Here is a 25,819-nt window from a genome sequence, read left to right on the forward strand (position 1 = left end):
TTACAATCCGGTAGCAACAGTTTTCAGGCCTCGCTCCTGCACTAAGTTTTCTCTTACTTTCAGCTGCCGATATACTTGTAGCGGTTGTAAAGCAGCACCGGCTCGTAAACGGGCTTCGGCTACCAGGGGGCGTACATCGGTGCGGAAGGCTTGCTGTAAGATTTCTTGGGCCCGAACCACATCGTTTTTTTGCTGCGCTTCATTCAATGCTTCCCGGTCTACCAGTAATGCCTGGGCATAAGCCAGCATAATGGCTTCTACTGATTGCAGTAAATCTTCTAATGGATCTTTCACGTTATGCGAAGCATCAATCATCCACCCTAAGTCGGTGCTGTGGTTCATACCCCGGGCATCCATACCTTCCACTAGTTCATTAAAGATCAGGAATAACTGGTATGGCTTAATGCTGCCTACGGTTAAATCATCATCACCGTATTTGGAATCGTTGAAGTGAAAGCCCCCTAGTTTTTCTTCCATTAGCAGCAAAGCTACAATCTGCTCAATGTTAGCATTAGGTAAGTGATGACCTAAATCAACCAAGGTAAAAGCTTTGGGTCCCAGTTTGTTGGCGTACAAAAAGGATTGTCCCCAGTCGCCAACGGTAGTCGAGTAAAAATTAGGTTCAAAGGCTTTGTATTCCACAAACATTTTCCAGTCGTCGGGCAGGGCGGCATATACTTCCTGTAAACCCTCCAGCGTATTCTGAAAGGCTTTACGGAAGTTTAACTGCCCCGGGAAACAGGAACCATCCGATAACCATACAGTCAAAGATTCAGAACCCAGTTCCACGCCGTACTTAATTACTTCAATATTATGATCAATGGCTTGCTGACGCACGGCTTTGTCTACGTGCTGCATGGAGCCAAACTTGTAGCTATGCTTCTGGTTAGGCTGGTCCTGAAACGTATTGGAGTTCATGGCATCAAAGCGGATGCCGTGCTGAGCGGCTAAGGCTTTAATATTAGCCGCATTGGACGGGATATCCCAGGGAATGTGTAGGGAAATAGCCCCACTGGAGTTGTTGAGTTTATGCAGCAGGCCAATGTCTTCTATTTTTTCTTCCAGGCTGCGAGGTTCGCCGCCGCCGCCAAAACGGCCAAAGCGGGTGCCGCCGGTACCTAAGGCCCAGCTGGGTATGGCTACCTGAAAATCAATCAGCTTTTGCAGGATACCTTCGGCATTGGAAATTTCAGAAGCAAGGTATTCAAACCGGCGCCTGTGCGCGGAGAGCCCAGCTTCATTTAGCTCCTGTATTTTATAATTTTCTACTTGCATAAGCGTAATTTGGTGGTTAGGTGGTTCGGGTAGACTAAGGTAAGTAAAATACTTCGGGTAAGGGTTTGCTCACTGGTGAATGGTCTGGATTCGTTTCCATAATATCCTGCATGTACGCCCACCACTTTTGCATAATTGGCTGCTCCGGCAATTTATCCAGAACAGTCGGATTTTCAGCTTGCAGGTAAGCAAACAGGCTATTGGTTTCGAGGTCCAGAAAAATAGCGTATTCACTGATGCCGTTTTCTTTTAACAGGCTCTGCAGTTCCGGCCAGATTTCGTCGTGCCGCCGTTGGTATTCGGCTTCGTAGCCTTTAAACACCTGCATCTTAAATGCCATTCTTGTCATACCTTAAATTTACCTGTTTTCTTCTTTCTTAAAAGGTTTACTAGCTTTTGACTTGCTTTAGATTTTTACCTGGCTATCTTTTGAAAAAGTACCTCTTTCAGGGTATTGGTTCCAACTGTCTACTTAGATCCGTGTTCGCTCATGGCCGCGGGACCTCGTTTGATCACGGGGGTAGGGCCCTCTATAAGGACGGGCTAGCCTTCTCGTTCCTCATTTCGTCGGAATGCCTGCAGTACCGGAATTCTAGCAGGCCCTTACCGCACAAACTGGAAAATTTTCTTCGTTGCACCCACCTTTGCCTTTTGTCATCCTGAGCTTGTCGAAGGATCTAATCCATACCGCCAAGCAGCGTGTTTCATCAGCATAAAAAGTATTACTTAGATTCCTCGACAAGCTCGGAATGACTCTTCAGCAACTCCTTAGAAACTACTAACCTCCAGTTAAATTCTCCAACAGAGTCATCCTCAGCAACCCCATAATTGATATTGTTCTTAAACCTTCTCCTGTTTTTAGAGAATACGAACCTGTTTACCTTAAAAATGCTGCAGCAACGCCGCCGTCTACATTCAGGATGTTGCCCGTAGATTTATCTAGTAAACCACTGACAAACAGGAAGCAGGCGTTGGCAATATCCTGGGGTAAAATGCTTTCGTTCATGAGGGTCCGCTTGGCATAATAAGCCGGTAATTCTTCTACCGAAATACCATAAGCTTTGGCACGACCTTCGGCCCAGCCGCCGGCCCAGATATTGGAGTCGGCAATTACGGCATCAGGATTTACGGAATTTACCCGAATTTTATCGACACCTAATTCGGCGGCCAATAAGCGGGTTAAGTGGGCCTGGGCCGCTTTGGCTGAGCCGTAACCCGCATTATTCGGGCCGGCAACTACTGAGTTCTTGGAAACAATGTTGATAATATCGCCGCCAATATTTTGTTTGCGCATCACTTCTACTGCGGCCTGGGTAACAAGAAACTGGCCTTTCACCAGTACATCGTAAAGCAAATCCCAATCTTTTTCGGTATGATCCGCGATGGACTTAGAGATAGATAAACCGGCATTGTTCACTACAATATCCATACCCCCGAAAGCTAAGGCGGCAATATCAAAAGCTTCCTTTATTTGCCCGCTATTGGTTACATCCAAAGTAGCAGTAGTATAAGCATCCTTGCCAAACTGCTTTTTAAATTCCTCTCCTGCTCCGGCTAAACGTTCCGTGTTCATATCGTTCAGGATTACGACAGCGCCTTCCTCTACAAACTTTTTCGTAATAGCTTTGCCAATTCCCCCGGCACTACCGGTAATCAAAGCAATTTTACCCGATAAGGCTTTTGGTTTGGGCATGCGTTGCAACTTGGCTTCTTCTAACAGCCAGTACTCAATATTAAAAGCTTCCTGGCGCGGTAAGGAGGTATATTCCGAAATAGCTTCGGCTCCTTTCATTACGTTAATGGCATTGATGTAAAACTCGGAAGCTACGCGGGTAGTTTGTTTATCTTTTGAGAACGAAAACATGCCTACACCCGGGTACAGGATAATGACAGGATTAGTATCGCGTATAGCCGGGGAATTAGAGTGCTTACAGGTTTCGTAATAACTGGTGTACATCTGCCGGTAAGCCTCAAAAGCCGGGACTAATTTTTCCTTCAGGGCCTGTACATCCGACAAGTCTTCGTCCGGCGCTAAATCTAAAACCAACGGATTGATTTTGGTGCGCAGGAAGTGATCCGGGCAACTGGTACCCATTGGGGCCAAGCGTTCCAGATCGTTGGAATTAATAAATTCCATTACGCTGGGGGCATCGGTAAAATGGCCGATCATGGGGTTATTACTGGAGCAAAAGCCACGTAATACAGGTGCTAAAGCAGCAGCTTGTTTCTTACGGGCTTCAGCATCCAGCTTTTGGACCAATTTTATACCACCAAACACTGGTCCATTTTTACCATAGTTATGTTCTAAATAAGCCGCACAGGTTTCAACTACTTCCAAGGTATTCAGGTAGCTTTCGTATGCCGTATCACCCCAGGTAAACAACCCGTGCGAACCCAGCATGATACCCCGGATATCCGGATTCAGATCTAAACACGCCCGCAGTTTTAAGCCCAGATCAAAACCCGGCCGCTGCCAGTCTACCCAGCCAATGGTGCCGCCGAATAACTCTTCAGTAATACGCTTGCCATCTTTGGCGGCGGCAATGGCAATAGCTGCATCCGGGTGTAAATGATCAATGTGCTTAAAAGGCAAAAAACCGTGCAAAGGCGTATCAATGGATGGCGCTTTGGAACTCAGGTCAAAGATGCAGTGGTTAAACAATTCCACCATCTCGTCTTCCAATTCCAGGCCGCGGTATACATTTTTCAAGCTGCGCAACCGATCTACGTACAAAGCCGCCAGGCCGCTTTTATTTAGAGTGCCAATATCGCCGCCGGAGCCCTTGATCCACATTACCTCGGTTTCCTGGCCAGTAAGCGGGTCCGGGGCCATTACTTTGCAGGACGTATTACCACCACCGTAGTTGGTTAAGCGTAAATCAGCGCCTAATAAATTAGACCGGTAAATCAATAAAGCTACTTCGTCGCCGGCCAGCTCGGCCGCTTTCGCCTCGTCCCACAAATAGCTTACATGTTTAAACGCAGTATTGGTCTCGGTTACAGACATAAAATTTTTTAATTTTTAAGTGGTAAAATTTAAATTTTTCACTCCTTATTTTCAATAATTTAAATCCATCCTTTTAAAACTGAGAAGCAGCAGCGGGTGGAGAAAATGACACTTCACTGTTCGAACGGTCAGCGAGTTTGAAGGGTCTTGACTTTTTTGCTTCCTTTTTGTGTCAAGACAAAAAGGAAGGCCCAGCCGGCGAGGCGAAAACTAACAAGGTAGAAAAGCCTCTGCTATATTCATTAGGCAGACTAAAAAGCAGTGGCGGGTGGAAAAATTGACACTTCACTGTTCGAGTGGTCAGCGAGTTTGAAGGGTCTTGACTTTTTTGCTTCCTTTTTGTGTCAAGACAAAAAGGAAGGCCCAGCCGGCGAGGCGGAAACTAATAAGGTAGAAAAGCCTCTGCTATATTCATTAGGCAGACTTTTCCTCCCCTTACCCCTCCAGAGGAACACTTTCATCCAAAATCGCTTTCATGCCCCTAACGAATTACCATACCCAACCAGCAACACCGACAAAACAATTACCACAATACCGGTCAGGATAGTGCCGAACGTTTTCCGGCTCACCCCTTTCCATTCTTTTAACCCAATGCCCCACAAATTCGAAATCAGGATAATAAAGGCCATGTGCAAAATCCAGGAACTGGAGCCGTTACCCAATTTGCTTTCGCCCATCCCGTAAAAAAAGAACTGCAAAAACCAGATGGTACCGGCTAGCGCCGCAAAGAGAACATTCTTACGAATGGGAGTTTGAGTATTGGTGTAGTCGCCGAAGCTTTTGTTGCGAATGTTTAATAATATGCACCAGATAAAATTGGTGGTCAGGCCACCCCAAAGCACCACGACAAATATTACATTGTTCTGAAACAAAGGATTCGTGCCCCGGGCTACGGCCATTTCGGACATGGCACTGCCGGCCTCTATTCCAAAATTAAAACAGGCACTTAATACACCCGAGATAATGGCAACCAGTAATCCTTTCTTAATATCAAATTCATTAATACTGGCTTTCTTCTGGTCATCGGATAATTCGTTTTCTTTCATTTTCCCGGCCCGGCCACAAATTAAAATACCGGCCAAACACACCAACACGCCAACCAAAACTATCTGCCCGCCACTGGTTTGCAGCATACCCGAAAATGTATTCTGGGAGCTGTTGGTAAATAAATCGCGGTAAATGGGTGGCACCAAGGAGCCAAAAGCCGACGTTAAGCCCAGCGCGACTGACATGCCCAGCGACAGCCCCAGGTAACGCATGGCCAGGCCAAACGTTAAGCCGCCAATGCCCCAGAGCAGTCCCATAATATAGGTCCAGACTAACACCCGCGCCGGTGTATGGGTAATAATTTCCATAAAGTCCGGTACCGTCAGGAAAGCGGCCAGAAATGGAATAAACAGCCAGGAGAACAGCCCGCCAACGAGCCAGTAGCTTTCCCAGGCCCAGCCTTTTACTTTTTTATAAGGAATGTAAAAACTTCCTGAAGCGAACCCGCCCAAGAAATGGAACAAAATGCCCGAAATAACTTGCATATCAGTGGTGGTATTTAACAAGTTCGCCAAAAAGAAAACTGTAACCTGATCTTCAGTTACGGTTTCTAAATGTAGCATTTCTACTTAAACCAACTGTCATGCACTGTTATGGTTGAGATGTATTTTACAGGCAATTCAAATTCTAATAATTACTAGGAACTTTTAAAATGTTTATAATAATTTATCTCTTAAATACATATTCTCTATGCCAAGCTAAATTAGTTGCCGCTGGATAATGTATACTTCCAAAGGGAAGATTCAAGGATTTGCCTTCAAGTTTTTTTAACGAATAAGCATTCCCTTCATCTTCAGCAATGGTAGGAGAAACCTTCACTCTTAATTCTTCATCCACTGTAATCATGCCTCGGTCAAAAGCGCGGTGTAAATTGGGACAAAGTGCCAATCCATTCGTTACACGGTCATCCTTACTTAAGCTAAATGGAACAATATGACACGCATCAATCAAAGAATAACCGTGTAGAGAACTGAGTCGCATACCTGAGAGACAACAAGTAAAATTATATACTTATGGAATAAGCTTTTTAAATAAACCACCGCGCACAAACTGTTCCTCTTCATCGGTGTTTGGAGTTGGCAACAAATAAGTAGCAGTACTTTCGTTTAGTAGATATTTCTCTAAATTTTGGATATAGCCGCCACTTAGTTTGGATTTTAAATAATCATTTTTACTTTGGGCAAAGTATTTATCTAATAGGACTGTTTTAAGTATATTACGTGTTTCTTGGTTGAACACCAACAAGAATAAATCTTCAGTAAAATATCCATAATCAGTTACTTCATTTAAAGCTTTAAAACTGCCTGGATAAGCTGCAATGTTAATTCCAAGTTTAGCATTAATGTGCCAGAAGCCTTCGCCGGATAAATGATAAAAGGGCAAAACAAAGTCAGCATTATGACCAGTGTTTACTAAAAGCATAAAATTTTCTTTATAAAGACCCACCAACTCCGGTGAGATAAAAATTTTATTATCCTTTATTTCGCCTTTCTCTAACAACTCTATAAAGGTTAACAACAAAATAGGCTTATGTGGCGCTTTTCCATATTTTGTAATCCCTTGTCTTAAGTGGCTAAACTTCTTTATGTAAGATTTAAGTATTTCCTGATTACCGATCATTTGTTATTGAAATAGGAATTTGTTGTTAATTTATGAAAAATCATTAACTATGGCCCATACTCTTTGGAGCAGAGACGAATTAATTCTTGCCCTAAATTTATATTTAAAACTACCCTTTGGAAAGATTAGTCATAGAACTCCTGAAGTTATTCACTTATCTAATTTAATTGGTCGAACGGCAAATTCAATTTCAATGCGTCTCAGTAACTTTGCAAGTGTTGATCCTTACCATCAGCAAAGAGGAGTTGGTGGTCTACCAGGAGGTAAGAAGCAAGTTGAACCTATATGGAACGAGTTCATCACTAGAAAAGAAGATCTGCTTTTTGAAAGCGAACGTATCTTGGCTGAAAAGGAGAATCAAACATTAGAAAACAAATTCTCAACCCTTTTAACTGGAACCGAAGTTTTAGAAGGGAAAGTTAAAGTAAGAGAGGTTAAAACTAGAGTAAATCAGTATTTCTTTAGGCAGATGGTAATGGCTAATTTCAATTTCACATGTGCAATTACTGGAATTTCCGTGCCCGATTTGTTAATTGCCAGTCATATAGTCCCTTGGTCCAAGAATGAAAAAGAGCGATTAAATCCGGAGAATGGCCTATGTTTATCCCCTCTGTACGACAAAGCTTTTGATAAAGGATTAATTGGAATTAATACTGATTTTAAAATAAAAATTTCAAAAGAATTAAAAAAAGCTGAAAAGGCATCATTCTTTAATCAATATTTTGGCATTTTTGAGATGCAGTCTATTCAATTACCTAAAAAGTATTTACCTAAGAAGGAGTTTTTGGAATATCATTCAGATGTAATTTTTAAACACTCCTAATTATCATTATTAACAAAGACCGGAACTTCCAATTAGCTGAATTTCAAACCTTAGTTTAAATTGATGCGATAAAAAAACTAATGTTAATTGATAAAATACTTTGGATAGAAACGCAAACTGGTAAGCTACTGAATTCCCGCAACAAAGGACGCGTAAAATTTTATTTTCCCGGCGGTAAGTACTTAGCTAGCGAAACCGATTTTGAAACAATTTATTTAGAAATATAGAAGAACTAACCGTTTCGCTTACCCCGGGTACGGAGCAATTTCGGGATATTTTCAGACCTAAGCCGACACGCACCCAGGAGGCATAGAAGTAAAATAACTGGCTACACATACCTGCTAATAGGCTACCAAAAACACCCTGAAATACATCAACCTATTCCCCAAAATTTGTTTTATAATGAATGATATTCCTGGCCATGCCCTCGAACACAAAAAAATGGAAGGGCAAAACGGCATACCAATACAAGCGGCCCAGCAGCCCTTTGGGTCTAAAGGTGGCTTGCTGCATTAAATAAAACTTTTCTTCTTTTTCTATAATTCTGAATTCAAGCCAGGCCTCGCCAGGTAGTTTCATTTCTGCGTAGAGCAATAAACGCTTGTTTTGTTTATCAGCGGCCAAAACCCGCCAAAAGTCAAGGGTATCGCCGGTGTTAATGGTATGTCTGTTGGTTCGGCCGCGACGCAAACCAACTCCTCCCATTAGTTTATCGAGCAAGCCGCGAATTTGCCAGAGCCAGTTGCCGTAATACCAGCCTCGTTTGCCCCCGATGGACCAGATATTCTCCAGCACCTGGTTTACATTGGTGTGAATTTGTTTTTGACGACAGTCGGTAAAGCAGCCATCTGCCGGTACGTTTATATGCTCCAGCAACGAATTATTAACGTAACTTGAAACCAGGGAATCTTTCCAGCTTGAAATTACATTATTTTGTTCTATCTTCTGGAAAGCCATTTTTACAGCTTTTTTATACGAAATGGGTTTAATACCAAGATGTTTTTGAAGGTTATTGTCTTGGGCCTTAACTTCTACCTTCATGCTGTTTACCAGATTAGTAGCAAGTGTATAGGACGTTGCCGTCACAAAATAAAGCCAGTAAGAAGAAAGTTTTGGCGTCATGACCGGCACCGTGAAAATATACCGTTTTAGTCCGCGCACCTCGGCAAATTGCAGCAGCATTTCTTTGTACGACAAAATATCCGGTCCACCCACATCATACGATTGGTGCAGGCATTCGGGCTGGGCTAAAACACCGGTTAAATATTCCAGCACATTCCGGATGGCAATAGGCTGGGTATTGGTGTTCAGCCATTTGGGGGCTATCATAACCGGTAATTTCTCCACCAGATCCCGGATAATCTCGAATGAAGCACTGCCAGATCCAACTATTATACCTGCTTTGATAGCCGTAACCGGAATAGTACTTTGCCTCAGAATCTCTTCAACCATTTTTCGCGAAGCTAAATGCCGGGATAGCTTCGCATCGTTGGTAATGCCACCCAGGTAAATAATTTGCTTTACTTTTGTTCTTTGGACAAGCTTAATAAAATTATGTGTCGCGAGCGCTTCCAATTTCTGGAAATCGCCGCTGTTATCGCTCATGGAATGGATGAGGTAATAAGCCGCTTCTATATCCTGAGTAACTTCTGAAAATAAATTATCCTGTAAAAAATCGACCTGTAACAAGGAGATGTTCCCATGTTTGTATATACCTTCGGTTGGGAAACGTTTCTTATCACGGACACAGCAAACTACCTCATGCCCCTGTTCCAGAAGAACTGGTAACAATCTTTTGCCAATGTAGCCGGTAGCACCCGTTAACAGTATTTTCATAGGTAGTTGCTCTTATATTAACCTTTATGCTGCCGAGGCATTTGTTTTTAAAGAAATTTGCACTCAAGGAAAGTAATTAACGGTTGGTAATTTTAATGCTCCCTTCTGGCGGCCTCCTCTTATTATGGCAGCAAAGGATGAACAGATCAGGGTGAGGAAAGTTATGGCGGGGGCAGGCAAATTAACTGCCTGGCTCCTTCCTCCATTTCAGCTAGCAAAAAATACCTTAATTATTTATATATTATAACTAATAGCTGTGTAAGTAAGCATGGATCATAGGAAGCTAATCGACAAAATTGCCTGGATTGAAATTCAGGATGGAAAACTATTAAGCACTCGCAGCAAGGGGCGGGTAAAGTATTATTTTCCGGGTGGTAAGCGCGAAGCCGGCGAAACCGATTTTGAATCACTTTCCCGGGAAATTACAGAAGAACTAACCGTTTCGCTTATCCCAGGTACCGAGCAGTTGCTGGGTATTTTTCAGGCCCAAGCCGACGCGCATCCGGAAGGCATTGAAGTAAAAATGACCTGTTATAGCTGCCAATACGAAGGCCAAATCAAACCCGCGGCCGAAATTGAAGAAGTAGTCTGGCTCACGTACCAGGACCGCGATAAGGTTTCGCCGGTAGATCAAGTAATCCTGGACTGGCTTTTGGAAACAAACCGGATTCAGAAATAAATTACTTTGAAAAAGTACCGGGAGAAATCAACTATTTAACCAGCCAGCTTCAGATGTTGGGAAGTTGGTTAGATAATCTAAAAATGTTATAAGAGAATCGGCACCCTATAATAATCGTCATTTCGAGCCTGTCGAGAAATCTAAATTATACCGTTTTATCTGATTGACTCTAAACGGTAATAAATAGATGTTTCGACAGGCTCAACATGACCTGAAATATTTCCTGATCCCCTACTTGCTAATAATATCCTATTGTGATCTAAGGCACAGGTGAATAAGAATTAAGGTTAACTTACCTAAGCTAAAATCCGGCGAGGTGAAGCAATAATCTATTCTTTAAGAACTAATAATTTATGCATTTACTAGTACAAACGTTGCTATCTGCCTCCTCCTTAACATTATAACCTTATTCAAATTGAATAGCAAAATAGGTACTGGGCTGCTGGCCTTTGTTTTGCAAGGCGTGCGGCACATTTGAACCCAGGTAATAAATGCTGCCATTGTTGCCCTGGTAAAATTGCTTCCCGATTTCCATTTCAGTATTACCCTCGGTTACCAGCACAATTTCTTCGGCCTCATGGATGTGCGGTTCGTGGCTTTTTAGGCCCGGATTTAAGGTTGTCACGTGTATTTCGAGGCGCTTGAACATAGCGGTAGGCCGCTCCAGTAAATCGCGCCGGCCGCCTTTGTCGTGCGGTTTAAATACCAGCTCGTTCCAATCCTGCAGCACCGAACCACCTGCTGTTTTCGCTCTAGCCAGGTCTTTGGCCTTTTTGCTCCGGTACTTCATAACGTAATAACGGCCCGCTTCCTGATCCGAATTCTGGAGGGTAAACTTATCGCCGGGCATGAGCAAGGCAATGCTATTAGAACCAAGAGTTTTGGTATTATTATTTACCCTAACGTCCAGTTTTCCGGATTTTATAATAACCAGGTATTCTTCATTGGTGGGCACCACGGTGTTAACTTTTCCTTTACCTTTTGGTAAAACATTGGCACTGAGTTGCAGCCAATCCAGGTCGTAGGCCTTGCCCTCGAACAGGACTGCCGTGGCAATAGATTGTGAACTGGCTTTTGGTTCCTGCCAGTGATAAATACCGGACGCAACGTTGCCTTCCTGCGCCTTACTCAGGTAAGGCAGCAGAAAGAAAGATAAAAGCAGTATTTTTTTCATACCTGTTCTTTTATCTCCGCTTAATGGCATACAGTTCCCGTTCCGGTCGGCTAATCATTTGGTTCGCTTCCGGATCGTTTTTGAATTTCTCGGTTTTTGGATCCCAGTATACTTTGCGTTTTAACTTCATGGCAATGTGGTGCAGCAAACAGGCCGAGCACGACCGGTGCGCTTCTTCTACCGGGGCAATCGGCGTTTGATTATCCCGGATGGCTTCAAGCCAGTTGCCGTGGTGGTCGTTGCTCACCGGTAAATGGAATTCATTCTCCCCGATAGTCGAAGTTAGGAGATTGGGATCGCTGGCATCCAGTTTCTTAGCCTTGGTAGTGCCCGTTGCGCCGGGGTCACTGGAGGTAACCTGGTAATCGCCGCGCGACACAAAAATCCAGCCTTTTGAGCCTTCGAATCTAACGCCATTAGGTATTTCGTTACTCACCACCATTTTCACGCCGTTGTCATACAAGGCTTCGGTCCGGAAAATACCGTGTACATTCCACAAGCCGGAAGTCGGAAAATCAGCTCTTCCCCAAATTTCTATGGGTCCGCTCCGCTCCATGCCCATCCCCAAATGCGCCGTATCAATGTGGTGGGCGCCCCAGCCGGTAATCATGCCTGCTCCAAATTGTTCGCAGCGCAACCAACCCGGCCGCCCGTAACCATTCTGTGGATGCACCCTATCTTCGGTATAATAAACCTTCGGGGTAGAACCAAGCCACATGTCGTAGTTCAGGTTTTTAGGTACTGGCATTTCTTTCGGATCGCCGCCGGCCGGGTCGCCGGGTAAGCCCACGTATACCGTTTGCAAATCGCCAATGCGACCATTGCGCACTAATTCAGCAGCGTGCCGGAACTGTTCAGTAGAGCGCTGCTGGCTACCAATCTGAAACTTCACCCCACTCCTACCTATAATGTCGCTCATCATGCGGCCTTCGGCAATGGTTAGCGAAGCCGGCTTTTGCATGTAAATATGTTTTTTCGCGCGGGCAGCATCCACGCCAATCTTCGCGTGCCAATGGTCGGGGGTACTAATCAGCACCGCATCCACGTCTTTATTTTGCAGCAGCTCCAGGTAATTATGATACGCCTTCACCCCATCATAAGGCTTGCCGTTTCGCTTGGTATAAAACTCATTTACCAGTTGCTTGCCATCCTCGGCTCTTTTGGTATCGAGGTCGCAAACTGCCATTACCTGGGCAAAATCGTATTTTAAAACACCCGGTAAATCGTGGATACGCGATATACGGCCGGTACCAATGGCCCCAATATTAATGCGGTTGCTGGGGGCATTTTTGCCAAAAACACTGGCCGGTACAATGGTTGGGAAGCCCAACAAAAGGGATGCTCCCACGGCAGCTTTTACCGAGCTGCCGAGAAACTCGCGGCGACTCTGGGTAGTTTTTTCTTTTTTCATAAATTTAATTATTGTGGTGGTAGATTATGCTTCTGGTAATGTCCGGCTTTTTTGGTTAAACATAGTTATGAATTAAAGGATTTTGATCCTATATAATTGAAGCTTAACCTATTTATTTTGATGTTTCTACTTACATAACTGGCAGAAGGTAACAGCAAAACAAAAAGCCGGATAACTAAAGCTACTTAAAAAGAAGGGAAAAAGTAATAGTTCAGGTTGAATTCTGAATAAATGAAAGCAATTAAATTTTGATAAAGATTTTGTTCCGGTACATCCAATACAAAATAAGCCACTCTACGAACATCACAAGTCCGCCACTTACTAGCGTGGCGTAAGGCAAACCGAATACCTGATCGTAGTAGGGACCTAAATGAATATAAAACGACCGGGAAATGAATTTGGCAATGGTTTCGGCCATAACATACGCCGCAATAGAATTCATGCCAACGACCAAGAACGGGAAAGACCAGCTTTTGTATTGGGCCACATCAATAACACCATAAAAGACAGCTAAAAACAAAAAGCACCATCCCCCACTAAACAAAGTCCAGGCTGGCGTCCAGATCCGTTTCACGATCGGGTTTATCCCGGCCAGGTGCAGCAAAAACCCCAACACCAGTAATCCAAACCCGAATAGCAAAAATCGTTTTATTTTGTCTTTGTCAGCTATCGCAGATTTTAAAGTATTACCGGCCAATAAACCTAAAATCATGGTACCCAAGGTTGGAATAAAGCTAAGGGTGACATATCCGCCATTGTTGTTAGAAAATAAACTTTCCCGGGGAAACAAGTTTAAAAACCATTTATCAAATGCCCAGGCCAGGTTGGTGTTCTTGTTCCAATGCGCCATAAAACGGCTTAAATTATATTCCCAATCTAAGGTAACGCCAGCGGCAGCATAATCAAAGTCAGGTCCGGGTAATGGATATAAGGCAAAAGCGGCCCAATACCCCACTAACAATAAAACCAGAGTTACTATTTGTACCCGCTGCGAAGAAAAGCCCAGCAAAAACAAGAACGGATAACCTAAGCCAATCTGAGTCAGAGTGTCTTCAAACGTAAAATACGTCTGATCCCGGTGCATCGACCGCAGGAATATACCCAGTAAAATCAAGACTACCGACCGTACTACTGCATGGCGGAACAAGGCACCAAAGGAAGCGCCTTTGGCCAATCGGCTACCCAACGAATAGGGTAGCGCTACGCCCACCAGGAAAGAAAATGATGGCTGAATTAAATCGTGCAAAGAGCATCCCACCCACTCCACGTGTTCCTGGTGAAAGGCCAGGAGATACCAGAAGTTGCTTTCGGGTAAAGCCTTGGCCACTTCAGCCAGTTCTAAAATTTCGGCCATCATGAGCAACATTACAAAACCCCGGTACACATCTACTGATGCCAGGCGTTTGCTTACCTGTAAGGAATTTACAATGGGGGCACTCGTAAGAGGAGCAGAAGTGGTGGTCTGCATAATCAGCTTTTAATGTCTTTTAACAAAACTTATTATTTAAATCAACTGTAGCACCGTTTGGGAAAGCTTATGCTCATTAAAGACTGTAATTAACTTATGATAGATAATAAAATACAAAGTATTTAAAATAGAAAAAAGCACTTCCTGATTTACCTAAATATTATCAAATAAAAAATCAGGTTCCAAAATGGATTCTGGTTAATAGTTGTAAATCTCCTTAACCGCAACCAGATGATCCTTAACTACAATCAACTAAACTTAACTTACTTCTTTTAACCTCCGGATGATTTTACTGGTAATTTAAAATCATCCGGAGGTAAATGCTAAAAAACTTGATTAGCCTTAATATTTTTAGCTCAACCAGTGGATTTCTCCGAAAATATCTGCTACTTAATGTAAAAGAAATTTAATCTAAAAGATTACTTGGTAGAAAACCTTTTACTAAAATAAATAAGATATTCAGGAAAAAGTGTGTTACAGAAGGATAACCCAATGGTAAATGTATCGGCGCCAGGGCGCATTTGTTTATTTGGCGAACACCAGGATTATTTAGGCTTGCCGGTAATTGCGGCGGCCATTTCCCGGCGGATTTATTTAACCGGGCAACAGCGAGCTGATAAACAAATAATCTTAAACTTACCCGATATCGCTTCAAAAGAAAGTTTTGAACTGGCACCCAAAATAGAGTACCAAAAAGACCGGGATTACCTGCGGAGCACCCTGAATGTATTGCAACGCCGAGGATTTACTTTTTCCCAGGGTTTAGAAGTTACGGTTCGGGGCAATATTCCGATTAATTCCGGGACCTCCAGTTCATCAGCCCTAATCGTGGCCTGGATCAAATTTTTGATTCAATTAACTGATAATCCTAAACAACTTTCCGCTAAAGAGATTGGCGAATTAGCTAATGCTGCCGAAGTTTTGGAATTTGGCGAACCGGGTGGCATAATGGACCATTACTCTTCGGCTATAGGCCATATTATTTATTTGGAATCGGATCCGGTTGTTAAAGTGGGAAAGCTTAAGCCCCACCTCGGCACCTTTGTACTGGGCGATTCACAGGAACCAAAAGATACCATTACCATTCTTAAACACGTAAAGTTTGGTATGCTGCAAGCTATTCAGAAAATTAAAACACATCATCCTGCTTTTAACCTGCAGCAAGTTACTGCCGCAGAAGCAGATTCATTTCGTTCGCTTCTTACACCCGATGAATTCAGTTTATTCCAAAGCAATATTTCTGACCGGGATATTGTGCGCCAAGCAAAAAAAATGTTTTTACAGGACCAGGTGGACAGCAAACTATTCGGTCAGTTGTTAAACCAACACCAAAATAATTTAAGGGATGCCAAGCGCATATCAACGCCTAAAATAAACGCCATGATTAATGCTGCTTTAGAGGCCGGAGCCCTGGGCGCCAAAATAAATGGTTCGGGCGGCGGCGGTTGTATGTTTGCCTATGGTCCGGAAAACCCCGAAATAGTAGCCGAAGCCATTGAACGGCAAGGCGGAAAAGCCTATATTATCACCGTGGATGAAGGCGTGCGAACAGAAACTGGACCGGAAACAATAAAAGCATAACTATGACGAGAAGATTATTGGTATTAGCCGGCGGAACGGCTTCCCGAATGAAGGAACGTCGGGGAAACCTGACTGGCCTTCAGGATAACCTGGTTTCCCAGGCAGACTCCCTTACCAAGGGTATGATTGGCGTGGGTCCTTCAGGTCGCCCTCTAATGGACTATTTACTGTATAATGCTCATAAAGCTGGTTGCACCGAAGTGTTATTACTTTTAAATCCTGTAGATACTTATACCCAAACCTATTATGAAAGTAAAATGGCGGAAAACCTGGTCTGGGGATTGCACCTATTTTTTGCCCGGCAGCATATTTCCCCCAGCCGAACTAAACCAGCGGGAACTGCGGATGCCGTTTTACAAGCTCTAGAACAACACCCAACCTGGCAGCATGGGCAATTTGTGGTTTGCAACAGCGATAATTTGTATTCCGAAAATGCATTCCAGTTGCTTTGGCATACCTCCTATCCGCATGCCCTTATTAGTTATAATTCCGAAGGGTTGGGCTTTACTGAAGAACGTATCCGGGCTTTTGCCGCCATTAAAACCGATGCTGAAGGTTTTGTGCAGGGTATTCTGGAAAAACCAACTAACGCAGAAATGGCCGCAATAGAACAGCAGGGGCCGGTAGGCGTGAGTATGAATATATTTTTATTTGAGGCTGCAGCATTGCTGCCGCACCTCCAAAAAACACCGTTCAACCCCACCCGGAATGAACAGGAATTACCAACTACCGTTAATCTACTGGTGCAGGATTACCCCAAATCAATGCTTGCTATTCCGCTTACTGAAAGGGTTCCTGACTTGACAAGCAAAAACGACCTGCTGAAAATGCAGACTTATTTAACAACTTATTTTCCCGAACTATAATTTGCTCCATTATGCTTACCCCTATCCACCGCCGCAATTTTATTAAAAAAAGTTCTACAGCCGTAGCCGCGATTGCCCTGCTACCCTCCATGGTTTTGGGTTTACCAAAAGAAAAAAAAGCCCGGCTTGGCTTTATTGGCGTAGGGCTCCGGGGACGAAACCACGTAACCAATACGTTGTTATTTCCAGATGCTGAAATTATAGCTATTTGCGATATTGATCCGAATGCCATAATGGAAACTCAAAACCTGTTAAAGAAAGCAGGTCGAAAAGCGGCTGCGGTTTATGGAAAAAACGAGCAGGATTTTGAGAACCTGGTAAAACGCCAGGACCTGGATGGGGTGGTAATTTCTACTCCCTGGGAGTGGCATGTTCCCATGGCCATAGCTGCCATGAATGCCGGCAAATATGCAGGCATAGAAGTTTCGGCAACCGTAAAATTGGAAGAATCGTGGCAGCTGGTAGATACCTTTGAACGAACGGGTTCGCACTGTATGATCCTGGAAAATGTGTGTTACCGCCGGGATGTAATGGCTGTACTGAATATGGTTCGGCAAGGCTTATTTGGTGACATATCCCACCTGCAATGTGGTTACCAACACGATTTACGGCACGTAAAGTTTAATAATGGGCAACAGCCCTACGGGGGAGGAGTGGAATTTGGGGAGAAAGGTTTTAGTGAAGCCCGCTGGCGCACCCAACACTCCATCGATCGCAACGGGGACTTATACCCCACGCATGGCCTAGGTCCGGTAGCCCAGATGATTAACATTAACCGGGGCAACCAATTTTTGTACCTGACATCCATGGCCACGAAAAGTGCAGGCTTGCATAAATATATTGTTGATAATGGCGGCGAAAATCATCCGAATGCAAAAGTAAATTTTAAGTTAGGTGATATTGTACAAACCATGATTAAATGCGCCAACGGCGAAACTATCTTAATCACCCATGATACTAATTTACCCCGCCCCTATTCGTTAGGCTTCCGGGTACAAGGCACCAATGGTTTGTGGCAGGACGATGGTGATAAGATTTACCTGGAAAAAATAAGCAAAACGCCCCATGAATGGGAGCCGGATACCGAATACCTTAAAAAATACGATCATAAATATTGGAGAGAATCTGAGCAAGTAGCCCAAGGTTCCGGCCACGGTGGTATGGATTACTTTGTGATCCGGGATTTTATTCAAGCTGTAAAAAACCGCACAGCCCCACCAATAGATGTGTACGATGCTGCAGCCTGGTCGGCCATTAGTCCTTTATCTGAAGAATCTATTGTTAAAGGCTCAGCTCCTATTCCTATACCAGACTTTACCCGCGGCAAATGGAAGAATGCAAAACCGGTATTTGCATTGTAAGGCAATCAAGCCGCTCCATTTAATCCACAAACTTGTAAACAGCCTGATAAGAGCAGGCTTGTATATAAATTAGCTTTGCTTCATAAAAGGACGTTCTGCAACAAGATAGAACAGATAACTACCTAAAGTAACCAAAGGGGTGGCAACAAAAATAAATAGTAGTGCAGAATGGAGGGTACCGGTATGTAAGGGATTGATTACATACTGAGAAAAAACCTGCAATAGCGGCGCATGAATAAGGTATAAGCTATAAGCAAAGGTACCAACAAAAACGACTGGCTTCCAGGATAAAAATTTATTAAGAACGTTTACTTTACCAGAGGCTATTGCAATTAATAAGGAAGCCGCAAAAAGGCCCATGATTAAATCAATTAGTACCACCGACCCATGAAAATAGGTAGCCATGCCGTATTTGTTAATTCCCAGAATAGCCACCGGCGCTAAAAATAAAAGTACTTTCAAAGGCAGCTTTTCCCTGATCCGGATTAGGTTAGTTTGTTCGGTAAACGCAAAATCTGCCGCTAAAGCTCCTAAAGTAAAAAGTCCTAAATAATTAGCACTTATGGTAATTGGACTTAATCCCACCGCCTGAAGCGGAACAAGCGCGAAATACAATAAAATTGAAGAAATTACCGCTAAGGCAGATGTGGAAATACCGCCAATCTTTCGCCAAAAATAAACTATAACTGGAAACAAAAAATAGATGCGCCACTCCACCGAAATAGACCAGAAAGCGTGATTTATTTTAAGGGAGGTCTCTGAAAATATGTCTTGTAATAAAAGGATATGGGTTAGCACGTCCATCTTTGATACCGGAATACTCACATCCCAGTGGGTGCCGGTTTCTGCGCCAATAATGGTAATAATCAAAAATAAAGACAATCCCATTGCCAGAAAATAAGGCGGTAAAATTCGTCGGGCCCTTTTAAAATAAAATTCAGATACGCTTGTTTTTAGTTTTCCATTAAACCGAGTAACCGGCAGCATTAAGCAGAAGCCCGAAATTACTATGAATAAATCTACTGCTAATCGTCCATGCCGGAACATAAAGGCAAGTAACTTCACCAGGGTTGGCTCCCCATCTGCATTTTCCACTATTGACTGCCCTGATGCCCCATTGATTTGTAATAAGGCATGGTGTAAAACAACATAAAGCGCAGCTAGCCCCCGCAAACCGTCTAAATATGCTAAATGAACTTTTGCTTTTTTTATCTGAGGCTGCTCGAACGTTGTTAACGTTTTTGTTTTAGTAAACCCTTTATTCTCCAAAATTCTTACACTTATTCATTGTTTCTGAAACAATAATTAACTAAAGTAAGGGAAACTTTTTAATTTTAATAATATAATTTTTTAATTACAGCCCGCACTCATTTTAATCACAGAATATTGCTTTATTTCTATTTTTAGTAAACCTGTTCCTGCTGCATATTTATTACATTAATTTGAGATGCTAAAAAGGATTTTTATTATTTATTATTTTACTTACAATTAGAATGAAACCAATTGAAACAATAGAAGCAAACACTTTTGAAGGAGCTTTATCTATTTGAGAAAGTAAGAAAATATATACAGAAGTATTAGATAAAAGTATTGTCCCTAAAAGATTCCTGAATTGATAGGCAATTATTAATCAATTAGAGTTTAAGCAATTAGGTTCTAAAACTGTTCTTCTATTTTACAAATGGGCACAAAAAAAAGATCTAGGCTTTGGGCGAGGCTAATCTAATAATTAACTCATTTCTTTTTACCCTTGCTATTGGCAGCAGATCTACCCGGCTGCATCATCAGGTTTTCTATTTCCTCAGTAACTTTTACAAACGGCATGGCCTCGGTTAAATAAATATGCGGACCAGTAAGATCGTCTTGCCACGTATTACTCCCGTCTGTTCTGTTAACAACGATATGTCCGCGTTTAGATCCAAAATAAGGCGCAACACCCCGTATTCCAACCAAAACGGCAGTTTGGTCCCAACTTTGCCGCCCATTTCGGTCTTTTTCACTTCTAGCCATGCACCAGGTAAATACATCTTTTACCGGGCCTTGTAGTTTCTCATTGGCAATAACCCGTAAGCCGGTTCTTACCTGACTACCTATTTCGTAACCACTTAAAGTTATGGAGGTTGGCCAGGCTTCAAATACCTTAGCCGCCGACAAGGTGTCCATGTACACATTATACTCCCGGCCCTGGGGGAAAGCCCCTGCCATGGAAACTAAATTTTTCACCTTTTGCCGTACCAATTCTGTACCCGTTAACTTTGAATTCTCATCCGGGCTAGACTCCAACAAATCGGCCAGGTTGGTTAAAAACCCTATGGTTATAATAGTCACACTTTTATCTGGTTGGCTAGCTAATACTTTACGGTACGTCTGTACGGCATCGGGTGCTGCAGCCGTAGTGGTAAATTTATGCGGGTATTTTTGCACCAGCATTTCCGGCCATTTTTGGCCTGCACCGGCATTCACTGCTTTCCCTTTAGGAGCACCCGTAGGCAAATTGGGACGGCCAAAACAAGTGTTAAGAATATCAATAGTTGGCACCACCAATTCATGCTTATTACAAGATATGACCGCCAATGGCTTAACTTCTCCCTGATCGGCCAAGGCATGAAAAACAGCCATAGCACCTGCATCATCATAATCTGGTCCAATATCAGTATCCAGAATTACCGGAACCGGTACTTTTGCTTTTTGTCCGACTACCGGAATTATAGCCGCCCAGAATAAACCCAACAACATCAAAAGCTCAAAGTTCTTGTATTTCATATATAATTTGTGGTTATCAATACTTATTTGTTTTAAGCCTTTCCAGGTTCAAGTACCTGGTTATAACATGTGAATCTGCAAGCTATCCGAGCATTTCTAATTATTTATTAAGTGGTAATCTTATTAGATCCCAGTGTTTTCCTGTACCTTTTGAATAAAAATATCATTTATGCTAGGCACTTTCTCCTGAAAATAATGAATTTCTACCGAGGCTATTAAATAACGTAACAAATCGTTTGGCTTTGTTTCATTTTGTAATTGAATGGATGCCCTGAAAAAGCCATTACTTTCGGTTTGTTCCAACACTTTAAAATCTGGCGAAAGCACCATTAATTTACCTGCTCCTTCTACCAGATAGGTACTGGTTTTATAAATATCTTTAATTGCTTTTACTGATCCATCCAGTACTTTACGGGACCGGTTTATCAAAGCAATATTATCACACAGTTCTTCTACGGACTCCATGCGGTGGGTAGAAAAAATAATGGTACTACCTTTATCCCGCAATTCTAATATTTCATCCTTAATTAAATTAGCATTTATGGGGTCGAAACCTGAAAAGGGCTCATCCAGAATAATTAATTCTGGTTCATGCAGCACCGTAGCCATAAACTGTACCTTTTGCTGCATACCTTTAGAAAGGTCCTCAATGTTTTTATTCATCCAGGAGCCAATATCAAACTTAGCTATCCAGGTTTTTATTTTTTGGCCCGCTTCCTGCCGCGTCAAGCCTTTTAGTTGGGCCAGGTACATAAGCTGCTCCCCTACCTTCATCTTTTTATAAAGGCCGCGTTCTTCCGGCAGATAGCCCATATTTTTGATATGGTCGGGTTTTAATGGTTCCCCTTTAAAGTAAATTTCACCGGTATCGGCCCCGGTAATTTGCGTTATAATTCTAATAAGGGAAGTTTTGCCAGCGCCATTAGGTCCTAACAAGCCAAAAATACTTTTCTCTGGAACTTCAAAATTAATATCCTGCAGGGCTACATGGTCGGCGTATTGCTTAGATACTCCGGCTATTTTTAAAATACTCAAGGCAGTGGTTTTTCACCAAAGTTAATAGATATTCTTTCATCTCCAAGAAGCAGAACAATAGCACCATCTATATTAGCCGTAATAATCAGCCTGTATATAAATCCATAAACTTATGTACTTATAAAACAAAAGAGGCGCTGAAAATTCAGCGCCTCTTTTGTTTGTTATAATTTATTTCTTATTGAAAATACTCTTTCATTTTCTCAAAGAAACCTTTTTCGTGTTTACCCGGATGGGGAATAAAATTGTCGGAAGTGCGCAGCCTCTCCAGTATCTGGCGCTCTTCATTGGTTACATTCTTCGGCGTCCAGACATTGATATGAATCAGCTGATCGCCTTTGCCATACCCATTCAAGTCTTTGATACCTTTACCACGTAACCGCAATATTTTACCGCCTTGTGTTCCCGGATCTATCTTGATTTTTACTTTACCTTCAATAGTTGGTACTTCTACCGTAGACCCCAGAGTAGCATCCACGAAGCTGATATATTGATCGTAGACAATATTGTTACCATCGCGCTTTAACACCGGATGCGGTTCTTCTTCAATCTGGATTAACAAATCGCCGGCAACACCACCTCTTTCTGGTACGTTACCTTTGCCGCTCATCGATAACTGCATGCCATCAGCCACACCAGCCGGCACATTTATGGCAATCACTTCTTCGCGTAACTCACGACCTTCGCCATGGCAGGTATCGCATTTTTGCGTAACACGTCTCCCTTCGCCATCGCAAGTCGGACACGTAGAAGTAGATACCATTTGTCCTAACATGGTATTCACCACCTTTTTCACCTGACCGGAACCCTGGCAGCTGGAACAGGTTTGCAAAGAAGCACCATTTTTAGAGCCGTTACCACCACAAGTATTACAAGCTATATAGCGTTTTACTTTAATTTTTTTCTCAACACCATTGGCTACTTCTTCCAGGTCAAGCTTCAGTTTAATCCGAAGGTTAGAACCTTTCCGTACCCGGCGACCACCTGAACGACCACCACCAAAGAAGCTTTCAAATGGACTGCCGCCCCCACCGAAGATATCTCCGAACTGGGAGAAAATATCGTCCATGTTCATATGGCCGGCGCCACCGCCTGCACCATTCACTCCCTGGTGGCCGAAACGGTCGTAACGGGCCCGTTTATCCGGATCACTCAGGATTTCATAGGCTTCTGCTGCTTCTTTAAATTTATCTTCCGCAGTCGGATCATCCGGGTTTTTATCCGGATGGTATTTAATGGCTATCTTACGATACGCCTTTTTAATTTCATCAGCAGAGGCATTTTTGCTAATTTCTAAAACCTCGTAATAATCTCTTTTAGCCATGGCCTATGCTCCAATAACAACTTTAGCAAACCGGATAACCTTATCATTCAGGTAATATCCTTTTTCAACTTCATCAATCACTTTCCCCTTCAGGTTTTCGTCCGGGGCCGGAATCTGGGTAATTGCCTCGTGTATTTCTGCATCAAAAGCACTGCCTTGTGCATCCATAGGTTTTAAGCCTTTTTGTTGCAGAATATTAGTCAATTTGTTAAAAATCAATTCAACACCTTCTTTCACAGATTCTACATCCTGAACATTTTGCATGGATTGGCGAGCCCGCTCAAAATCATCCACCACTGGCAGTAAAGCCACTACCATTTCCTGATTAGCGGTTTTAAGCAATTCCATCCGTTCCTTAGATGTCCGGCGCTTATAATTATCAAATTCGGAATACAGCCGCAAGTATTTATCTTTCATTTCTGCTAACTCCGCTTCGGTTTTGTTTTGCCCAGAAGTTTCAGCAGTATCTTCCGCAGCTGCTTCATCAGTTGCCTGAACCTGATCTTGCTCGGTAATATTATTTATGTCTTGTTCTTCTTGTTCTGGTGTATTATTGATATCTGCTGACATAATTTATAATTTCTTCGGTTTTATTCTTGCCAATATGTATTTACAATTAATCTGCCAAACCCATGAAAGTGACAAACTGGCATTTACTTAACTATTAATTCTTTTGTATTAAATTCCTCAATTAAATTGTTATCCTTGATTCCTTGATAAGAATGAAACAATTTATATCCCTTCCGCCACAGAATTTGAACAAAATAAAAGATAAGAACCAGCAACATAAAGTGCATAACTGGGCTTCTGGTAACATATCCAGTGACAACATGAAATAAACGTGCATTCTCCGCAGGAAATTCATTAATCGCCCCTATCTGCTGCTTTGAAAATATTCTTTTTACTTCTACGGGCGTTAAACTTTTAGAATATGCTTTAGTTAGATAACCATTTTCTAAATAAATATTCAATGAATCGTGCAGGAAACCAGAATAAATCGGCTCCTTGTCAGGATCAAATACGTGCCAAGTTTTGTCATAAAAGGTTTCCAGAACAAAATGTCCACTAAGTCCTAATTTCCTTACCTGATATCCTCTTTTTCGCAAGACCTCCATCATCACTATCGACTGTTGACTACAGGCAGCCATTGGATGTTTGACTAAATCATTTGGAATAACAATAGCTGATAAATGATCCCAGATAACTTTCCCAGCAAGACAGGCCAACCAATTATCTTGTATAGAATAATGAGAAAAACCATGGTAAAATTTTTTTTCAATCACCTGATTGACCAAAAAGGCATCGTCCTTTGATGGTGCTGAAATATTACCTGCTAATCCACAACTATCTATATAAGCATTAAGTTTTTCAATGGTATTTAATTTTATTAATGATTTATCAAAAGCCTCACCTTCTTTAAAAAACTGCCCTTTTACTTCAAAAAACGCAAACAATAAAAGAAAAAACCAAACAAATTTCTGCATTTTAATCAAATCCTTTAATTTATTGCAAATTAAAGCAATTAATCAGAATTTAGTGTTTTCCAGATTAAATCTTTTAATTGGGTTATTCCTTTTTGTGTAAGACTGGAAATAAACACAACCGGTAAATCCTGAGGTAAGGTTGTTTTTATTTCCCTTTCCAGTTCATCATCGATTAAATCGGTTTTCGTGATGGCTAACATTCGTTTCTTCTCTAAGAGTTCCGGGTTAAAAGTTTTTAGCTCATTTATTAAAACCTTGTACTCTTCAGCTATACTGGCACTTTCTACAGAAATCATAAAAAGCAATATAGAATTTCGTTCAATATGTTTTAAAAACCGGATTCCTAGCCCTCTCCCTTCTGAAGCCCCTTCAATAATACCTGGGATATCGGCCATTACAAACGATTTATAATCCCGGTAACTCACAACGCCTAAATTTGGAACCAGCGTAGTAAAAGGATAATTAGCAATTTTAGGTTTTGCGGCTGATACGACAGAAAGCAACGTAGATTTACCTGCATTAGGAAACCCTACCAAGCCCACATCCGCTAAGAGTTTCAACTCCAGAATTACCCATTCCTCTAAACCAGGTTCACCGGGTTGAGCATATCGGGGAGTTTGGTTTGTAGGCGATTTATAATGTGCATTACCCTGCCCTCCCCGACCACCAGGTGTCAGGATTTCTATTTGTCCGTCTTCAATAATTTCAGCTTTGATTTCACCGGTTTCGGCATCTCGGGCAATTGTTCCAATAGGTACTTCCAAAATTACATCTTCGCCATTAGCTCCGGTTGAATGGCTGGACCCGCCACTCTCACCAGGCTTGGCTATCACGTGTTTCATGTACTGCAAATGCAGTAACGTCCAGAGTTGCTTGTTCCCTTTTAAGATTATATGGCCTCCTCTGCCGCCATCACCGCCATCCGGGCCACCTTTAGCATTCTTTTTATCGCGGTGCAAATGAGCCGATCCTGCCCCTCCATGTCCGGACCGGCAGCAAATTTTTACGTAATCAATGAAACTAGATGATGCCACAGGAAATATGTTTTAAATTGGGTATAGCTAT

22 protein-coding genes and 1 pseudogene are annotated in these 25,819 nt (G+C 42.4%); 6 read left to right on the forward strand and 17 right to left on the reverse strand.

All coding sequences use genetic code 11. The features are described 5' to 3' along the window. From ADHAQ_RS0110585 to ADHAQ_RS28650, 6 genes and pseudogenes are all read right to left on the reverse strand, one after another. Positions 1-1,275 carry a sugar isomerase gene (locus ADHAQ_RS0110585; protein WP_026462909.1) on the reverse strand — a complete coding sequence of 425 codons (1,275 nt, stop codon included), beginning with the start codon at positions 1,273-1,275 and terminating at the stop codon, positions 1-3. A 34-nt stretch (positions 1,276-1,309) separates the two neighbouring features. Continuing rightward, positions 1,310-1,624 carry an L-rhamnose mutarotase gene (gene rhaM / locus ADHAQ_RS0110590; RefSeq protein ID WP_026462910.1) on the reverse strand — a complete coding sequence of 105 codons (315 nt, stop codon included), beginning with the start codon at positions 1,622-1,624 and terminating at the stop codon, positions 1,310-1,312. Between the two features lie 528 nt (positions 1,625-2,152). Next, positions 2,153-4,282, reverse strand: a complete 2,130-nt coding sequence (locus ADHAQ_RS0110595) for a bifunctional rhamnulose-1-phosphate aldolase/short-chain dehydrogenase (RefSeq protein ID WP_026462911.1) — start codon at positions 4,280-4,282, stop codon at positions 2,153-2,155. Positions 4,283-4,755: 473 nt separating this feature from the next. Continuing rightward, positions 4,756-5,814, reverse strand: coding sequence for an L-rhamnose/proton symporter RhaT (gene rhaT, locus ADHAQ_RS0110600; protein ID WP_026462912.1), 1,059 nt, complete (start codon positions 5,812-5,814; stop codon positions 4,756-4,758). Between the two features lie 181 nt (positions 5,815-5,995). Beyond that, positions 5,996-6,313, reverse strand: a pseudogene (locus tag ADHAQ_RS28645) (HNH endonuclease); the annotation flags it as partial. Between the two features lie 27 nt (positions 6,314-6,340). After that, the gene (locus tag ADHAQ_RS28650; RefSeq protein ID WP_245590599.1) at positions 6,341-6,949 is read right to left on the reverse strand and encodes a phosphorothioated DNA-binding restriction endonuclease family protein; all 609 of its coding nucleotides are present in this window, start codon (positions 6,947-6,949) and stop codon (positions 6,341-6,343) included. 49 nt (positions 6,950-6,998) lie between these two features. On the opposite strand from ADHAQ_RS28650, the gene ADHAQ_RS0110610 reads away from it, so the two are divergent. Beyond that, complete coding sequence (locus ADHAQ_RS0110610; RefSeq protein ID WP_026462913.1) at positions 6,999-7,772, forward strand: HNH endonuclease; 774 nt, start codon at positions 6,999-7,001, stop codon at positions 7,770-7,772. An 80-nt stretch (positions 7,773-7,852) separates the two neighbouring features. After that, a complete protein-coding gene (locus tag ADHAQ_RS28325) occupies positions 7,853-7,999 on the forward strand; it encodes an NUDIX hydrolase (RefSeq protein WP_034257290.1) in 147 nt (48 codons plus the stop codon). A 151-nt stretch (positions 8,000-8,150) separates the two neighbouring features. On the opposite strand, the gene ADHAQ_RS0110620 is transcribed toward ADHAQ_RS28325, so the two are convergent. After that, a complete protein-coding gene (locus ADHAQ_RS0110620; protein WP_026462914.1) occupies positions 8,151-9,608 on the reverse strand; it encodes an SDR family oxidoreductase in 1,458 nt (485 codons plus the stop codon). 268 nt (positions 9,609-9,876) lie between these two features. Between ADHAQ_RS0110620 and ADHAQ_RS0110630 the strand changes: the two genes are divergently transcribed. Continuing rightward, a complete protein-coding gene (locus ADHAQ_RS0110630) occupies positions 9,877-10,287 on the forward strand; it encodes an NUDIX hydrolase (RefSeq protein ID WP_026462915.1) in 411 nt (136 codons plus the stop codon). A 406-nt stretch (positions 10,288-10,693) separates the two neighbouring features. Here ADHAQ_RS0110630 and ADHAQ_RS0110635 read toward each other — a convergent pair whose 3' ends face one another. The 3 genes from ADHAQ_RS0110635 to ADHAQ_RS0110645 all read right to left on the reverse strand — a co-directional run bounded on the left by ADHAQ_RS0110635 (position 10,694) and on the right by ADHAQ_RS0110645 (position 14,340). Beyond that, the gene (locus ADHAQ_RS0110635; RefSeq protein WP_071781168.1) at positions 10,694-11,461 is read right to left on the reverse strand and encodes a cupin domain-containing protein; all 768 of its coding nucleotides are present in this window, start codon (positions 11,459-11,461) and stop codon (positions 10,694-10,696) included. Between the two features lie 10 nt (positions 11,462-11,471). Then, positions 11,472-12,872 carry a Gfo/Idh/MocA family protein gene (locus ADHAQ_RS0110640; RefSeq protein WP_026462917.1) on the reverse strand — a complete coding sequence of 467 codons (1,401 nt, stop codon included), beginning with the start codon at positions 12,870-12,872 and terminating at the stop codon, positions 11,472-11,474. 241 nt (positions 12,873-13,113) lie between these two features. Beyond that, entirely contained in the window at positions 13,114-14,340 is a 1,227-nt protein-coding gene (locus ADHAQ_RS0110645) for an acyltransferase family protein (protein ID WP_342667279.1), read from the reverse strand. Between the two features lie 471 nt (positions 14,341-14,811). Between ADHAQ_RS0110645 and ADHAQ_RS0110650 the strand changes: the two genes are divergently transcribed. From ADHAQ_RS0110650 to ADHAQ_RS0110660, 3 genes are read left to right on the forward strand one after another with little or no spacing between them, the layout of a single operon-like run. Then, positions 14,812-15,921 (forward strand): GHMP family kinase ATP-binding protein, encoded by a 1,110-nt coding sequence (locus tag ADHAQ_RS0110650; protein WP_026462919.1) that lies wholly within the window; start codon positions 14,812-14,814, stop codon positions 15,919-15,921. A 2-nt stretch (positions 15,922-15,923) separates the two neighbouring features. Continuing rightward, complete coding sequence (locus ADHAQ_RS0110655) at positions 15,924-16,787, forward strand: sugar phosphate nucleotidyltransferase (protein WP_026462920.1); 864 nt, start codon at positions 15,924-15,926, stop codon at positions 16,785-16,787. Between the two features lie 11 nt (positions 16,788-16,798). Further along, positions 16,799-18,148, forward strand: a complete 1,350-nt coding sequence (locus tag ADHAQ_RS0110660) for a Gfo/Idh/MocA family protein (protein WP_026462921.1) — start codon at positions 16,799-16,801, stop codon at positions 18,146-18,148. Between the two features lie 69 nt (positions 18,149-18,217). Here ADHAQ_RS0110660 and ADHAQ_RS0110665 read toward each other — a convergent pair whose 3' ends face one another. The 7 genes from ADHAQ_RS0110665 to obgE form a co-directional block, all read right to left on the reverse strand. Then, positions 18,218-19,417, reverse strand: a complete 1,200-nt coding sequence (locus tag ADHAQ_RS0110665; protein WP_026462922.1) for an acyltransferase family protein — start codon at positions 19,415-19,417, stop codon at positions 18,218-18,220. 465 nt (positions 19,418-19,882) lie between these two features. Next, on the reverse strand, positions 19,883-20,911 hold the full coding sequence (locus ADHAQ_RS0110670; RefSeq protein WP_026462923.1) for a nucleoside hydrolase: 1,029 nt from the start codon (positions 20,909-20,911) through the stop codon (positions 19,883-19,885). 123 nt (positions 20,912-21,034) lie between these two features. Then, the gene (locus tag ADHAQ_RS0110675) at positions 21,035-21,946 is read right to left on the reverse strand and encodes an ABC transporter ATP-binding protein (protein ID WP_026462924.1); all 912 of its coding nucleotides are present in this window, start codon (positions 21,944-21,946) and stop codon (positions 21,035-21,037) included. 178 nt (positions 21,947-22,124) lie between these two features. Next, positions 22,125-23,270: a molecular chaperone DnaJ gene (gene dnaJ / locus ADHAQ_RS0110680; RefSeq protein WP_026462925.1), complete on the reverse strand. Its 1,146-nt coding sequence runs from the start codon at positions 23,268-23,270 to the stop codon at positions 22,125-22,127. A gap of 3 nt (positions 23,271-23,273) precedes the next feature. Next, a complete protein-coding gene (locus ADHAQ_RS0110685) occupies positions 23,274-23,840 on the reverse strand; it encodes a nucleotide exchange factor GrpE (protein ID WP_051359846.1) in 567 nt (188 codons plus the stop codon). Between the two features lie 83 nt (positions 23,841-23,923). Continuing rightward, positions 23,924-24,754 (reverse strand): hypothetical protein, encoded by an 831-nt coding sequence (locus ADHAQ_RS0110690; RefSeq protein WP_026462927.1) that lies wholly within the window; start codon positions 24,752-24,754, stop codon positions 23,924-23,926. A gap of 38 nt (positions 24,755-24,792) precedes the next feature. Then, the gene (gene obgE, locus ADHAQ_RS0110695; RefSeq protein WP_026462928.1) at positions 24,793-25,788 is read right to left on the reverse strand and encodes a GTPase ObgE; all 996 of its coding nucleotides are present in this window, start codon (positions 25,786-25,788) and stop codon (positions 24,793-24,795) included. Between the last annotated feature and the right edge of the window lie 31 nt (positions 25,789-25,819).

The sequence above is a fragment of the Adhaeribacter aquaticus DSM 16391 genome (assembly GCF_000473365.1).
In the GTDB taxonomy this organism is placed as follows: domain Bacteria; phylum Bacteroidota; class Bacteroidia; order Cytophagales; family Hymenobacteraceae; genus Adhaeribacter; species Adhaeribacter aquaticus.

Coding starts and splice junctions, on each gene's coding strand:
- dnaJ (WP_026462925.1), bottom strand. CDS start 23,270: ATGGCTAAAAGAGATTATTACGAGGTTTTAGAAATTAGCAAAAATGCC.
- ADHAQ_RS0110690 (WP_026462927.1), bottom strand. CDS start 24,754: ATGCAGAAATTTGTTTGGTTTTTTCTTTTATTGTTTGCGTTTTTTGAA.
- ADHAQ_RS0110630 (WP_026462915.1), top strand. CDS start 9,877: ATGGATCATAGGAAGCTAATCGACAAAATTGCCTGGATTGAAATTCAG.
- rhaT (WP_026462912.1), bottom strand. CDS start 5,814: ATGCAAGTTATTTCGGGCATTTTGTTCCATTTCTTGGGCGGGTTCGCT.
- ADHAQ_RS0110620 (WP_026462914.1), bottom strand. CDS start 9,608: ATGAAAATACTGTTAACGGGTGCTACCGGCTACATTGGCAAAAGATTG.
- ADHAQ_RS0110595 (WP_026462911.1), bottom strand. CDS start 4,282: ATGTCTGTAACCGAGACCAATACTGCGTTTAAACATGTAAGCTATTTG.
- ADHAQ_RS0110660 (WP_026462921.1), top strand. CDS start 16,799: ATGCTTACCCCTATCCACCGCCGCAATTTTATTAAAAAAAGTTCTACA.
- ADHAQ_RS0110640 (WP_026462917.1), bottom strand. CDS start 12,872: ATGAAAAAAGAAAAAACTACCCAGAGTCGCCGCGAGTTTCTCGGCAGC.
- rhaM (WP_026462910.1), bottom strand. CDS start 1,624: ATGACAAGAATGGCATTTAAGATGCAGGTGTTTAAAGGCTACGAAGCC.
- ADHAQ_RS0110670 (WP_026462923.1), bottom strand. CDS start 20,911: ATGAAATACAAGAACTTTGAGCTTTTGATGTTGTTGGGTTTATTCTGG.
- ADHAQ_RS0110635 (WP_071781168.1), bottom strand. CDS start 11,461: ATGAAAAAAATACTGCTTTTATCTTTCTTTCTGCTGCCTTACCTGAGT.
- ADHAQ_RS28650 (WP_245590599.1), bottom strand. CDS start 6,949: ATGATCGGTAATCAGGAAATACTTAAATCTTACATAAAGAAGTTTAGC.
- ADHAQ_RS0110655 (WP_026462920.1), top strand. CDS start 15,924: ATGACGAGAAGATTATTGGTATTAGCCGGCGGAACGGCTTCCCGAATG.
- ADHAQ_RS0110685 (WP_051359846.1), bottom strand. CDS start 23,840: ATGTCAGCAGATATCAATAATACACCAGAACAAGAAGAACAAGACATA.
- ADHAQ_RS0110610 (WP_026462913.1), top strand. CDS start 6,999: ATGGCCCATACTCTTTGGAGCAGAGACGAATTAATTCTTGCCCTAAAT.
- ADHAQ_RS28325 (WP_034257290.1), top strand. CDS start 7,853: ATGTTAATTGATAAAATACTTTGGATAGAAACGCAAACTGGTAAGCTA.
- ADHAQ_RS0110645 (WP_342667279.1), bottom strand. CDS start 14,340: ATGCAGACCACCACTTCTGCTCCTCTTACGAGTGCCCCCATTGTAAAT.
- ADHAQ_RS0110585 (WP_026462909.1), bottom strand. CDS start 1,275: ATGCAAGTAGAAAATTATAAAATACAGGAGCTAAATGAAGCTGGGCTC.